Source organism: Cryobacterium sp. AP23 (assembly GCF_054075385.1).
The window spans coordinates 3,989,144-4,001,951 of sequence record NZ_CM133415.1; the positions used below are offsets into that span (position 1 = coordinate 3,989,144).

Sequence of the window (12,808 nt, forward strand, 5' to 3'; positions counted from 1 at the left end):
GTTCCCAAACCGGACAAATGGTCCCGGTGCGCCGGGACCATTTGTCCGCACGGGGAACAGTTGCGGATGAGGGCGTGGACTTGGGCTTGGGCGGGCGGCTACTCGCCGGAGAGGGCCAGGTTGACGAAGGCGCGCACGGCCGCGGAGGCGCGGCGTTTGCGGGATGCGGCGAGGTAGACCGTGAAGTCGGGCACGTTCGCCACCGGGATGCGGCGCACGTTCAGGGCGGCATGGGCGGAGAACTCGGGGAGGAGCGCCACGCCCAGACCGTTGGTGACGTACTCGGCGGCCGTGCCGATGTCGGAGACCTCGATCATCACCCGGCGCTCCACCCCGGCTGCGGCGAAGGCATCGTCCACGATCTGCCGGCTCGCGTAGCCGGGCGGCAGGTCGATGAACTCCTCCCCGTTCAGGGCGGCCAGGTCCACGCCGGGCGACGCGGCCAGCGGATGCCCGGCCGGCACCACCAGCACCATGGGGGAGGAGGCGATCGGAACGGCGGAGAGGGTCGCCGGCACCGCCCCGCTCAGTGCCAGGAAGGCCAGGTCGAGTTCGCCGGTGGCCAGCTCGTCGACGAGGTCGGCCGATCCGCGGCGGGCCGCGCGCAGCCGCACGCCCACACCGGGATGCCCGGTGCGGTACAGCCCGAGGAGCCGGGGTACGTTCACGAGCGTGACCGACGTCATCAGGCCGATCACGATGGACCCGGTGATGGCGTGGGTGGACTGCTGGGCCACCTCGCGCACCTCGTTCACCGCATCCAGCGCCTCGCGCACCTTCGGCAGCAGCAGCTCGCCGGTGGAGGTGAGCCGGATCTGCCGCCGGCTGCGGTCGAACAGCTCCACGCCCAGTTCCCCCTCGAGGGAGCGCACACCCGCCGAGACCGCGGACTGCGCGATGGTGAGTCGCTCGGCCGCGCGCGTGAAGTTGAGTTCGCCGGCGACGGCACTGAAGAATTCGAGCTGCCTGAGGTCCATCTCCCAATCATCTCATCGGCAGATCGTTGTGATCGCTGATCGGCGTTGTTTCTTATCGGTCGGAGCGGGACGATGGATACAGACGCCGGTCAACCCGGCACCCTGGAGGCACGACATGGCGAACACATCGCCCGTTTTGGACACCGGCGCTCCCGAGCGCACCGACACCACCGGCACGGCTTTCGGCTCCGGCGCCCTCGGATCACCCCGCCGCTCGGCCGACCGGGTGGTGGAGTGCCTCACCGCCTACGGTGTGAAGTGGATCTTCGGTGTTCCCGGCGCCAAGATCGACCCGGTCTACGACGCCCTCCTCGACGGCGGCCCACAGATGATCGTGGTGCGCCACGAGCAGAATGCCGCCTTCATGGCCGCGGCCGTCGGCCGCCTCACCGGTGAACCCGGCGTCGTCCTCGTCACCAGCGGCCCAGGCACCGCCAACCTCGCCACCGGCCTCCTCACCGCCACCACCGAGGGCGACCCGCTCGTCGCCATCTGCGGAGCGGTCTCCCGCGGTGACAGGCTCAAGCGCACCCACCAATCGATGGATGCTGTCGGCATGCTCTCCGCCGTCACCAAGTCCGCCGGCGAGGTGAGCGTCGCCGACAACGTGCCGGAGGCCATCGCCAACGCGTTCCGCCAGGCGGTGCAGGAGCCCAAGGGTGCCGCCGCCGTCGTACTGCCCTACGACGTGCTCACCGACTCCACCACCGTGTCGATGCGGACCCCGCACTGGGTGCCGCAGCTCGGCGCCGCCCCGGCCGCCAGCATCACCGAGGCCGCCCAGCTGCTTCGGGATGCCCAGTTCCCGGTCATCCTCGCCGGCGCCCGCTCCGGCTCCGACCGGGCCGTTGCCGCGCTGCACCGCCTTCTCGGCGCCGCCAAGCTGCCCGTGGTGGAGACCTTCCAGGCCGCCGGCGTGCTCTCCCACGAGCTCGAGGAGCACTACCTCGGCCGGGTGGGCCTGTTCCGCAACCAGCCCGGCGACGTGCTGCTGCACAAGGCCGACCTGATCCTGGCCATCGGCTACGACTTCGTCGAGTACGAACCGGCCAAGTGGAACCGGGATCACCTGCGCCGCATCATCCACCTCGACGAATTGTCGGCGGACCTCGACGACTACTACCGCCCCACCGTCGAACTGCGCGGCGACGTCGCCGAGACCATGGATGCGCTCGCCCGCAAGATCGACGGCCTCACCCTGTCGGCATCCGCCTCAGCGGTGGTCGCCACCGAGCGTGCCCGCCTGGCCGAGGCCGACCAGCCGAACCTGCGTGACGACGAGTCCGAAGGCGTGCACCCCGCCGAGCTCACCCTGGCGATGCGGGCGCTGCTGCCCGACGACACCACCGTGCTCTGCGACGTGGGTTCGCACTACATCTACATGGCCCGGCACTTCCGCACCTATCACCCGCGCACCCTGCTGTTCTCTAACGGCCAGCAGACCCTCGGCGTTGCCCTGCCCTGGGCGATCGCCGCGACGCTGGTGCGCCCAGGCACCCCGGTGGTGTCGGTCTCCGGCGACGGAGGCTTCCTGTACTCCGCCATGGAGCTGGAGACCGCCGTGCGGCTCGGCTCGAAATTCACCCACATCATCTTCAACGACGGCACCTACGACATGGTCGCGTTCCAGCAGCAGGGCAAGTACGGCCGCACCTCCGGCGTGCAGCTCGGCGACTACGACGCCGTCACCTACGCCGAGTCCTTCGGCGCACACGGCTACCGCGTCACCCACCTCGACGACTTCGCTGCGGTGCTCGAACAGGCCATGAACGACGACGGCCCGAGCATCATCGACGTGCGGGTCGACTACCGCAACAACCGGGATGAACTGATGGCCGACCTCGAAAGCGACGTGCTGCTGTGAGCGCCGCGCCCACACCCGCGTTCACCGTCTCCCGGCACGAGATCTTCCAGACCAGCCTGATGAGCGCCCTGCTCGACGGCGTCTACGAGGGCGAAATGACCGTGCGCGACCTGCTCGGCCACGGCAGCTTCGGCATCGGCACCTTCAACGGGCTCGACGGTGAGATGCTCATCGTCGACGGCACCTGTTACCAGCTGCGCGCCGACGGCGGGGTGAACAAGGCCGACCTCGGCGCCTACACGCCGTACGCCGTGGTGACGAACTTCGTTCCGCACATCGAGAGCGACCTGCCCGCCAACGTGCTCCGCACCGAGGCGTCGGACTTCATCGACCACATGACCGCATCCGAGAACTACATGTACGCGTTGCGTATCGACGGCGACTTCGAGTGGATCCGGATGCGCACGGTCGTCAAGCAGCACAAGCCCTACCGACCCATGGTGGAGGCGACCGACGAGGACGCCATCGTGGAGCTGCACAACGTCACCGGCTCCATCGTCGGGTTCCGCACCCCGCTCTACGAGCAGGGCATCGGCGTGCCCGGCTGCCACGCGCACTTCATCACCGACGACCGCACCGGCGGCGGCCACGTACTCGACTTCAAGCTGAAGAGTGGCAGTGCGGCGCTGTGCCTCGGCACCGACCTGCGGCTGCAGCTGCCGCTGACGGATGCGTTCCGCGACGCCAACCTGTCGCCGGAAGACCTCGCCCGGCAGCTGGCAAAGACCGAGCAGCACGCCTAGCGGGCCGGCGGCGCACTGGTCGCACCGGCCGGCTGGCGCTACCGTGGGGGCATGGCTCCAGGGACCCCCGCAGACCGCATTGACCATGAGGCCGCCGACCAGGAGGTGCGCGCCTTCGTCGACGCTGTGCCCGGGGCGACCAGACGACGGGATGCGGAGACCCTGCTCGAGCTGTTCGGGCGCATCACCGGTGAGCCGGCGCGCATGTGGTACTCGACGATCATCGGCTTCGGCAGTTACCACTACAAGTACGAGAGCGGCCGGGAGGGCGACGCCGGCGCGGCCGGGTTCTCGCCGCGCAAGGCGTCGACGACGATCTACCTGCCGGAGGGGATCGGCGCTCACACCGAGGCGCTCAGTCGGCTCGGCGCGCACAAGACGGGCCTGGTCTGCCTGTACATCACCAACCTCGACAAGGTGGACCTCGGGGTCCTCGAGGGCATCCTGAGGGAGTCCTACAGCGCTGTCACTGCCGGCGTCTTCGCGAAACGCGCCCGGGACTCCGCAGTCCACGCCGCCGAGTAACCCGTCCCGCCGAGTTGCCCTAAAGGGGACGAGTTGCCCCGGTGCGCGGGGGCAACTCGTCCGCACGGGGGCAACTCGCGGAGGGATGTGGGCGCGGCTAGTGGCCGCGGGCGATCCAGGCCGGCAGGTCGGGAGTCTCGGCGCCGATCGAGGTCGACTCGCCGTGTCCGGTGTTCACGACCGTCTCGGCGGGCAGGCTCAGCAGCTTCGTCGTGATCGACTCGATGATGGTGGGGAAGTCACTGTAGGAGCGGCCCGTGGCACCCGGCCCACCGTGGAAGAGGGTGTCACCGCTGAACAGGGTGCCGAAGGCGGGCGCGTAGAAGCAGACCGAACCGGGGGAGTGCCCCGGTGTGTGGATGACCTCCAGCTCGATGCCGGCGACGGCGATGCGCTGGCCGTGCTCGAGCGTGTGGCTCGGGGCGGCATCCGGGTAGACGACGTCCCAGAGCATCCGGTCGTCGGGGTGCAGGTGCACCGGGGCATCCGTGGCCGCGGACACGGCACCGGCGGCGCCGATGTGGTCGTTGTGCGCGTGCGTGCTGAGGATGCCCAGCAGCGTGCGGTCGCCGACCGCCGCGAGGATCGCCTCGGCGTTGTGGGCGGCGTCGATGACGACGCACTCGGAGTCGTCGCCGACGATCCAGACGTTGTTCTCCAGCGCCCAGCTGCCGCCGTCGAGGTCGAAGGTGCCCTCGGTGACCAGGTGTTCGATGCGTGCGTTCATTACAGCACCACTACCGAACGCAGCACGTCGCCGGAGGCCATTTTCGCGAACGCGGCCTCGATTTCGTCGATGCGGATGCGTTCACTCACGAAGTCGGCCAGCGGCAGCCGGCCCTGCAGGTACAGCTCGGTAAGCATCGGGAAGTCCCGCTCGGGCAGGCAATCGCCGTACCAGGAGCTCTTGAGCGAACCGCCGCGGCCGAAGACGTCGAGCAGCGGAATCTCGAGCATCATCTCGGGGGTGGGCACGCCGACGAGCACCACGGTGCCGGCCAGGTCGCGGGCGTAGAACGCCTGCCGCCAGGTCTCGGGGCGGCCGACCGCGTCGATGACGACGTCGGCGCCGAACCCGCCGGTGAGGGCCTGCACCGCGGCGACGACGCCGTCCTCGTCGAGGGCGGAGGAGTCGATGGTGTGGGTGGCACCGAATTCGGTGGCCTTGGCCAGCTTCTTGGCGTCCCGGTCGATCGCGATGATCGTGGCGGCGCCGGCCAGCTTGGAGCCGACCACCGCGGCGTCGCCGACGCCACCGCAGCCGATCACGGCCACGGAATCACCGGCGGTGACGTTGCCGGTGTTCATCGCGGCGCCGATGCCGGCCATGATGCCGCAGCCGAGCAGTCCGACCGCGGCGGGGTCGGCCTCCGGGTTGACCTTGGTGCACTGGCGTTCGTGCACGAGGGTCTTCTCCGCGAACGCGCCGATGCCCAGCGCCGGGCTGAGCTCGGTGCCGTCGACCAGGGTCATCTTCTGGGTGGCGTTGAAGGTGCTGAAGCAGTACCAGGGCTCGGCGCGCTTGCAGGCCCGGCAGTCGCCGCAGACGGCGCGCCAGTTGAGCACGACGAAGTCGCCGACGGCCACGTGGGTGACACCGTCGCCGATCACACTGACGCGGCCGGCCGCCTCGTGGCCGAGCAGGAAGGGGAAGTCGTCGTTGATGCCGCCCTCCTTGTAGTGGAAGTCGGTGTGGCAGACACCACAGGTCTCAATGTCGACGATGACCTCGCCGGGCCCTGGGTCGGGGATGACGATGTCGGTGAGCTCCACGGGAGCCCCCTTCGAGCGGGCGATCGCGCCTTGAACGGTGATGGGCATGGAGCTCCTCGTGTGTGGCCGGGGCAGCCGGTGTCGGCAGGCTTCCAACCTATCGAAGCATCCTGACCGGGTGCTGGCCTGCCCGGGGCTCAGCGGGAGGCCCGCGACCAGTCCAGCAACGTCTCGACGGGCCAGGTGGTGACGATGCGCTCGGCGGGCACCCCGTTCGCCGCCGCCCGTTCGGCGCCGTAGGCCAGAAAATCCAGGTGCCCGGGGGCGTGCGCGTCGGTGTCGATGCTGAAGAGGCAGCCCGCGTCTAGGGCGAGCCGGATCAGGTCATCCGGCGGGTCCTGGCGTTCCGGCCGGGAGTTGATCTCGACCGCGACGTCATTCTTCGCGCAGGCGGCGAACACCTTGTCGGCGTCGAACGTCGACGGCGGCCGGGTGCCGCGGCCACCGCCGATGAGCCGGCCGGTGCAGTGGCCGAGCACGTTGGTGTGCGGGTCGCGCACCCCGGCGAGCATCCGCCTGGTCATGCTGAGCGAGTCGGCGCGCAGCTTGGAGTGCACGCTCGCGACAACGACATCAAGCTTGGACAGCAGGTCGGGCGTCTGGTCGAGCTCGCCGTTTTCGAGGATGTCGACCTCGATGCCGGTGAGCAGGCGCACGCCGGCTCCAGCGGAGGAAGCGGATGCCTCGGCGTTGATCCCGGTGACCACGTCGAGCTGCTCCGCCAGCCGGTCGGCGCTGAGCCCGCTGGCCACGGTGAGGTTGGGCGAGTGATCGGTGAGCGCCTGGTACTCCCGGCCGAGGACGGCCGCCGCGGCGACCATCAGGTCGATCGACGTAGTCCCATCCGACCAGTCGCTGTGCGCGTGCAGGTCGCCGCGGAGCTGGGCGAGGAGGTCGTGACCCCCGGTCGACAGCGGCACGGCGCCGCGCTGGCGCAGGTTCTCGAGGTAGTCGGGGACCACGCCCTCCACGGCCTGCCCGATCACCTCGGCGGAGCGGCCGCCGATGCCCCTGAGGGTGGTGAGACGCCCGGTGCGGGCGCGCTCGGCGACCTCCGCAGCCGGCAACTCCCGGATGATGCCCGCCGCCTTGCGGAAGGCCTGCACCTTGAATGCGGGCGCCAGTTCGCGCTCCAGCCAGAAGGCGATCTCGTTGAGGGCGTCGACGGGGTCCATGCAGACATCATCGGCCCGGAGAGGCGGTTGATGCGAGCCCGGGTGTGGGTGCCACCGGTCAGGCGACCTCGAAATGGGCCACGATCAGCTCACGGTCGATGAGGAACCTGTCGTCCTCGGGGTAGAACACCGCCAGTTCGATGTCCTCGCCGGCGAACGATTCGATGTGCGCGTACGAGCGCCAGAACGATACCGTGCGCACCTCGCAGCGGCCGTCGGGCAGGTCACGGAACACGATCACCGCACCCAGGTTCCCCCGCGTCGAGCGGTAGTCCGCCAGACCGGTTCGCTCCATGTACGCGGCATAGGCGGCACGGGACTCCGGTGCGATCCAGCCGGTCCAACTGCGCATCACGCTTCCCGCGGGTACGTCCAACATGGTGCCTTCTTTCGTCACGCCCGATCACTGCCATGCTGGCACCGTCCCGCCGGAGCGCCAACGGCAGCGGTCACCCCCAAAGTGCCGGTCGCGGTGGCAGAATGGCCCGATGACACTGCATCTCACCGGCGATGCCGCCGCCGACACCCTGCTCAGCGAAGACCCGTTCGCACTCCTGCTTGGGATGCTGCTCGACCAGCAGATCGCCATGGAAGCCGCGTTCGCCGGCCCGGCGAAGATCCGCGACCGGATCGGGACGCTGGACGCGCGGACCCTCGCCGACTACGACCCGGAGGCCTTCGTCGAGGTCTTCAAGCAGACCCCGGAGGTGCACCGGTTCCCGGGATCGATGGCCGGCCGGGTGCAGACCCTCGCCGGTGTGGTCGCCGACGACTGGCACGGCGACGCTGCCGCCATCTGGACCGCGGACGACCCGGACGGTGCCGAGGTGCTGCGCCGGCTTAAGGGACTGCCCGGGTTCGGGGAGCAGAAGGCGAAGATCTTCCTGGCCCTGCTCGGCAAACGGCTCGGCCTGGACGCGGCCGGCTGGCGCGAGGCATCCGCCCCGTACGGTGAGGACGGCTCGTTGAAGTCGGTGGCCGACATCGTCGATCCGGAGTCGCTGGCCCGGGTGCGGGAGAGCAAACGCGCCGCCAAGGCAGCGGCCAAGGAATCCGCCAAGAAGTAGCCGCGCTCCCCGGGTTTCGCTGCCCGTAGCCGGGCCCTGGGCCGGGGTTTAGCATGGTCGCGTTCGCACCACCGACGATGCGCGGAGGAGTCCACCATGCATTCAGACGACATGCATTCAGACGACATGCACACAGACGACATGCAAATGGGCGACGGGACCACGACCCCGGCCGATTCGCTGCACGAGGTGGCTGGTATCCAGAAATACGCCATGCAGGTAGGCCAGGTGGCCGACGCACTCTCGAAGGGCGACGCCCTCACCAAGCGCCTCATCGACGCCGTGCACAGCGGTGACAGCAGCCAGGTTCAGAAGGTGTTCGCGGAGGTCGGCGTCGATACCCAGGTGACGCTGAAGACGGTCGACGCCAGCGACGTCGCCGGGGCCAGCGGCACCAGCCAACAGTCAACGGCCACTGTGCGCGCCCAGGCTCCCAAGGTGCGCACCGTGACGGTGACCATCGGGATCGGCCCGATCTCCATCTCGGTCACCGTCACGAAGAAGTCCACCTAGCCCGGTCAGGCCGGCTCATCCCGGCGGATGTGCTCGGTGCTGGTGTGCTCCGTGCTGATGTGCTCCGTGCTGATGTGCTCCGTGCTGATGTGTTCGGTGTCGGCGTTCCGGACCGCCCAGTCGAGGGCGTAGTCGGCCACCGCCTCCCAGCCGGGTTCGCCACAGGTCCAGTGCGACCGGCCGGGGAACTCGTGGAACTCCGTCAGCGCCGTCGACCGGCTGTAGTGGTCGGCGTTGGACCGGTTCACCGACGGCGGCATGATGTGGTCGTCGCCGCCGGCGATGAAGAGCAGCGGCGCCCGGTCGTTGAACTCGTAGTCCACCCAGGTCTCCTGCTTGCCCGGCTTGAAGTTCGCGATCAGGCCGTACGCCCACACCCAGTGGCCCGGGGCGGGAATGTGGTAGCGCTGGTACACGGCGTCGGAGTCCTCCCGGCTCAGGGTGTTCGCGAACACGTAGTGGAACTGCTCTGCCGTGTAGCCGACCGCCCGGTGGTAGTTCGCGGGGTTGTTGAGGATCGGGAAGAACGACCGGATTTGCGACGGCGGGGTGACTCGCACCCCTTCGGTGGGTGCCGAGTTGATGGCGACGGATGCCGCGCCCAGGCCCCGGGCGGTGAGCAGCTGGGTGAGGGTGCCGCCGAAGGAGTGGCCCATGATGATCGGGGGAGTGTCGAGGTCGGCGACGACGGACGCGAGGTGATCCACCGTCTCTGGCACGGTCAGATCGGCGATCACGTCCGGGTTCTCGCGCAAGGCCTCGACCTCGATCTCGAACCCCGGATACGTGGGGGTGATCACGCGATAGCCCTGGGCTTCATAGTAGGGAACCCAGTGTTCCCAACTGCGCGGCGTCATCCACAGCCCGTGGATGAGCACGATGGTGTCGGGGGTTGCCGTGTTGCTGGTCATGATGGTCCCTTCCGCTCGCTGAATCAGTGGTGGGTGTCTCAGGGGAAAACGGCACAGATGCGCCGAATCTAGCCCGGTGCAGCGGCGCGATCAAGAGGGCCCGGCCCGGCCCCGCGGACCGGGAACCGCCGCCCACCCGGAACCGGGACGCGGGAGAATGGGGGCAGCCGGGCGGCACGGAGCCGTCGGCCGAGGAGCGTGCAGGTGGGACCCCATTTCAGTGAGCAGGCGTTCGATTTCCTGGAGGAACTCGAGCATCGCAACAACCGCGAGTGGTTCCAGGAGAACAAGCCCGTTTACGAGACCGAGCTGAAGGACCCCATGCTCGAGGTCATTGCCGCGATCAACACCCGGCTGACCGAGTTCGCGCCGGACTACCTGCGCCCGCCGGCCAAGGCCATGCTTCGGATCTACCGTGACGTACGGTTCTCCAACGACAAGACCCCGTACAAGACGCACCTCGCCGCGAGCTGGCCCCGGCAGGGACTGGAGAAGGTCGGCGGTGCCGGCTTCTTCCTGCAGGTGGGGGTGCACGGTGTGATGGTGGCGGCGGGCGCGTATTCACCGGGTTCGCCGCAGTTGCGCGCGATCCGTGAGTACCTGCTCGACCACCACGACGAGATGCGGGCGGTGCTGGCCGATGCGGCCGTGACCGGGGTTACCGAGCCCTTCGACGGGCGCCCGCTTCTGCGCGCGCCCCGGGGCTTCGACCCCGAGCATCCGGCCGCCGACCTGTTGCGGGTGCGCAGCTGGGCGCAATTCGCGCTCCTGCCCGGCGACGCCGCCCTGCGGGAGGACCTCGTCGACGTTGTGGAGGAGCGGTTCCGAGCGCTGGCCGGGTTTGTCGAGCTGCTCAATACCGTGCTGGCGGCGGCGACTCCGCTCGTGGTGGAGACGGCGACCGGCCGTCGCCGGGCGGCGGGCAGCCGGCCCTGACGCCCCACCGACCCACAACGCCCACTCACACCACGCCCACCCACACGACCCCCGGATGCGCCAGACTAGGGCTGAAGAGCGGGCGCGGCCGAAGCGGTCCAACGGTCCCTCGAAGGAGCAGCCAGTGAACGACCCTCGAGCCAAGATGGAGGGCAATCGCCTCCTCGCAATGGGTGCACCGCAGGCCGACTGGACGAAGGCGCCCGGCCGGGTGCCGGGGTTCTGGGTGACGCTGCTCGCCCTCATCGTCGCGGTGGTGTACCCGGTTCCCGCTTTGGTCGTCGGCGCGGTCGGGCTCATGTTCTCGTTGCAGGCCTACCGGGTGATCCCCGCGGGGGCCACAGGCCGCGGACTGACCCTCGCCGCACTGGCGCTGGCCGGGGCCACTGCCGCCCTCGTTGTGCTGCAGTTCGTGCTCGCTCTGCTGGCCTGACGACAGGCGAATTGCCCTATCCAGCCCGGCCGAGCGGGGGTTTCATGGGGGCATGACAGCTGGAACGGAACCTTCGACCCGCTGGGCCACCATCCATAAAGACCCGGCATCCCTGGCGGTGCTGCCCAACCTCGTCGACTACGACAAGACCCGCGCCGACTTCGACTGGGAGCAGGCCAGGGCGGCCATTTCGGGCCTGCCCGGCGGCAACGGGGTCAATATCGCCCACGAGGCCGTCGACCGGCACGCCGTCGGGGCGCGGTCCGGTCGCCAGGCCCTGCGCTTCGTCCTGGCCGACGGCAGCACCCGATCGGTCAGCTACGCGGACCTGGCCGACCAGGTCAGCCGGTTCGCCAGTGTGCTCCGGCGACTCGGGCTGGAACGTCAGGACCGCGTCTTCTCCCTGCTGGGACGGGTGCCGGAGCAGTACGTGGCCGCGTTCGGCACGTTGAAGAGCGGCGACGTTTTCTGCCCGCTCTACGACGCCTTCGGCCCCGAGCCGGTACGCCAGCGTCTCAGGATCGGATCGGGCCGCGTGCTGGTCACCACCCGGGCTCTGTACCTCGAGCACGTCGCCCCGGTGAGACTGGAATTGCCGGAGCTCGTCTTCGTGCTCCTCGTCGACGCGAACGGTGAACCGGAGCCGGGCACGCTGGACTACGCGGCGTTGCTGGCCGAGGCCCCGGAGTTCGGCGCCACGGCGACCACGCAGCGCGAAGACATGGCGGTGCTGCACTTCACCAGCGGCACGACCGGTGCACCTAAGGGCGCCATCCATGTGCACGACGCGGTCTCGGCGTATTACACCAGCGCGCTGTACGCGCTCGACCTGCACGCCGACGACGTGTACTGGTGCACCGCAGATCCGGGCTGGGTGACCGGGTTGTCGTACGGCGTTCTGGCACCGCTGGTGCACGGCATCACCGCGGTCATCGACGAAGAAGAAGAATTCGACGCCCGTCGCTGGTATCGCATCCTCGCCGGTCAGCACGTGACCGTGTGGTACACCACTCCCACCGAACTGCGGATGCTGATGCTGGCCGGCGCGGATGCGGCGGAAGGGCTGGACCTGTCGGCGCTGCGTTTCGTGGCGAGTGTGGGCGAGCCGCTCGAACCGGAACTCGTGCTGTGGGGCCAGGAGGTTCTCGGCCAGCCCGTACACGACAACTGGTGGCAGACCGAGACCGGCGCGATCATGATCGCCAATCTCGCCGGGCTGGCCATCAAGCCGGGGTCGATGGGGCTGCCGCTGCCAGGCGTGGAGGCCGGGCTGCTGGCCCGCGGCGACGATGGCGAGCCGCGGATGCGGGACGGTGAGCCCGTACTGGTCACCGAGCCCGATTCGGTCGGGGAACTGGCCCTGCGTTCCGGCTGGCCGTCGATGTTCCGCGGCTACATCCACGACGAGAAAAGGTACCTGGCCTGCTTCAGCGGGGACTGGTACCGCACCGGCGACCTGGCCAAGCGGGACGAGGACGGTTACTACTGGTTCGTGGGCCGGGCGGACGACGTGATCATCTCGGCCGGCCACCTGATCAGCCCGTTTGAGGTGGAGACCTCACTGATCGAGCATGCCGCCGTGGCCGATGCCGGTGTGATCGGCGTCCCCGATCCCGTCGTCGGCGAGCTGGTGAAGGCGTACGTAAAGCTGTTGGACGATGCCAGGCCGAGCGACGACCTGCATCAGGAGATCCTCGACTTCGCCGAGACGCGCCTTGGACCGGCGGTGGCGCCGGGGGCGCTCGACTTCGTGGACGAGCTGCCGAAGTCCCAGAACGGCAAGATCCTGCGACGCCTGCTCAAGGCGCGGGAACTGGGCCTGCCGACGGGCGACAGCAGCACGGTGGACGACAGCACCTGATCGGACCCGGCCCCTGCGAACCCGGCCCCT

14 protein-coding genes are annotated in these 12,808 nt (G+C 69.2%); 8 read left to right on the forward strand and 6 right to left on the reverse strand.

Translation table 11 applies throughout. The features are described 5' to 3' along the window. Positions 1 to 98 precede the first annotated feature (98 nt). Positions 99 to 977 (reverse strand): LysR family transcriptional regulator, encoded by an 879-nt coding sequence (locus ACU5E9_RS18835; RefSeq protein ID WP_456811412.1) that lies wholly within the window; start codon positions 975 to 977, stop codon positions 99 to 101. A gap of 115 nt (positions 978 to 1,092) precedes the next feature. Between ACU5E9_RS18835 and alsS the strand changes: the two genes are divergently transcribed. From alsS to ACU5E9_RS18850, 3 genes are read left to right on the forward strand one after another with little or no spacing between them, the layout of a single operon-like run. Further along, entirely contained in the window at positions 1,093 to 2,841 is a 1,749-nt protein-coding gene (gene alsS / locus ACU5E9_RS18840; RefSeq protein WP_456811413.1) for an acetolactate synthase AlsS, read from the forward strand. Beyond that, positions 2,838 to 3,584 carry an acetolactate decarboxylase gene (gene budA, locus ACU5E9_RS18845; protein ID WP_456811414.1) on the forward strand — a complete coding sequence of 249 codons (747 nt, stop codon included), beginning with the start codon at positions 2,838 to 2,840 and terminating at the stop codon, positions 3,582 to 3,584. Before alsS ends, budA begins: the two co-directional genes overlap by 4 nt. A 51-nt stretch (positions 3,585 to 3,635) precedes the next feature. After that, complete coding sequence (locus ACU5E9_RS18850; RefSeq protein ID WP_456811415.1) at positions 3,636 to 4,109, forward strand: DUF1801 domain-containing protein; 474 nt, start codon at positions 3,636 to 3,638, stop codon at positions 4,107 to 4,109. Positions 4,110 to 4,206: 97 nt separating this feature from the next. Here ACU5E9_RS18850 and ACU5E9_RS18855 read toward each other — a convergent pair whose 3' ends face one another. From ACU5E9_RS18855 to ACU5E9_RS18870, 4 genes are all read right to left on the reverse strand, one after another. Next, positions 4,207 to 4,836 carry an MBL fold metallo-hydrolase gene (locus tag ACU5E9_RS18855; RefSeq protein WP_456811416.1) on the reverse strand — a complete coding sequence of 210 codons (630 nt, stop codon included), beginning with the start codon at positions 4,834 to 4,836 and terminating at the stop codon, positions 4,207 to 4,209. Further along, on the reverse strand, positions 4,836 to 5,930 hold the full coding sequence (locus ACU5E9_RS18860) for an S-(hydroxymethyl)mycothiol dehydrogenase (protein ID WP_456811417.1): 1,095 nt from the start codon (positions 5,928 to 5,930) through the stop codon (positions 4,836 to 4,838). Before ACU5E9_RS18860 ends, ACU5E9_RS18855 begins: the two co-directional genes overlap by 1 nt. A gap of 89 nt (positions 5,931 to 6,019) precedes the next feature. Further along, complete coding sequence (locus ACU5E9_RS18865) at positions 6,020 to 7,057, reverse strand: PHP domain-containing protein (RefSeq protein WP_456811418.1); 1,038 nt, start codon at positions 7,055 to 7,057, stop codon at positions 6,020 to 6,022. Between the two features lie 58 nt (positions 7,058 to 7,115). After that, positions 7,116 to 7,436 (reverse strand): hypothetical protein, encoded by a 321-nt coding sequence (locus ACU5E9_RS18870; RefSeq protein ID WP_456811419.1) that lies wholly within the window; start codon positions 7,434 to 7,436, stop codon positions 7,116 to 7,118. A 109-nt stretch (positions 7,437 to 7,545) separates the two neighbouring features. Here ACU5E9_RS18870 and ACU5E9_RS18875 point away from each other — a divergent pair, with 109 nt between their 5' ends. Beyond that, positions 7,546 to 8,124 (forward strand): HhH-GPD-type base excision DNA repair protein, encoded by a 579-nt coding sequence (locus ACU5E9_RS18875; protein ID WP_456811420.1) that lies wholly within the window; start codon positions 7,546 to 7,548, stop codon positions 8,122 to 8,124. A 96-nt stretch (positions 8,125 to 8,220) separates the two neighbouring features. Continuing rightward, on the forward strand, positions 8,221 to 8,637 hold the full coding sequence (locus ACU5E9_RS18880) for a hypothetical protein (protein ID WP_456811421.1): 417 nt from the start codon (positions 8,221 to 8,223) through the stop codon (positions 8,635 to 8,637). A 5-nt stretch (positions 8,638 to 8,642) separates the two neighbouring features. Here ACU5E9_RS18880 and ACU5E9_RS18885 read toward each other — a convergent pair whose 3' ends face one another. After that, positions 8,643 to 9,548, reverse strand: coding sequence for an alpha/beta hydrolase (locus ACU5E9_RS18885; protein ID WP_456811422.1), 906 nt, complete (start codon positions 9,546 to 9,548; stop codon positions 8,643 to 8,645). A 204-nt stretch (positions 9,549 to 9,752) separates the two neighbouring features. On the opposite strand from ACU5E9_RS18885, the gene ACU5E9_RS18890 reads away from it, so the two are divergent. The 3 genes from ACU5E9_RS18890 to acsA all read left to right on the forward strand — a co-directional run bounded on the left by ACU5E9_RS18890 (position 9,753) and on the right by acsA (position 12,778). Further along, positions 9,753 to 10,484: a DUF2461 domain-containing protein gene (locus tag ACU5E9_RS18890; protein ID WP_456811423.1), complete on the forward strand. Its 732-nt coding sequence runs from the start codon at positions 9,753 to 9,755 to the stop codon at positions 10,482 to 10,484. 124 nt (positions 10,485 to 10,608) lie between these two features. Continuing rightward, positions 10,609 to 10,917: a hypothetical protein gene (locus ACU5E9_RS18895; RefSeq protein WP_456811424.1), complete on the forward strand. Its 309-nt coding sequence runs from the start codon at positions 10,609 to 10,611 to the stop codon at positions 10,915 to 10,917. Between the two features lie 52 nt (positions 10,918 to 10,969). Next, positions 10,970 to 12,778 (forward strand): acetate--CoA ligase, encoded by a 1,809-nt coding sequence (gene acsA / locus ACU5E9_RS18900; RefSeq protein ID WP_456811425.1) that lies wholly within the window; start codon positions 10,970 to 10,972, stop codon positions 12,776 to 12,778. Positions 12,779 to 12,808: the final 30 nt, after the last annotated feature.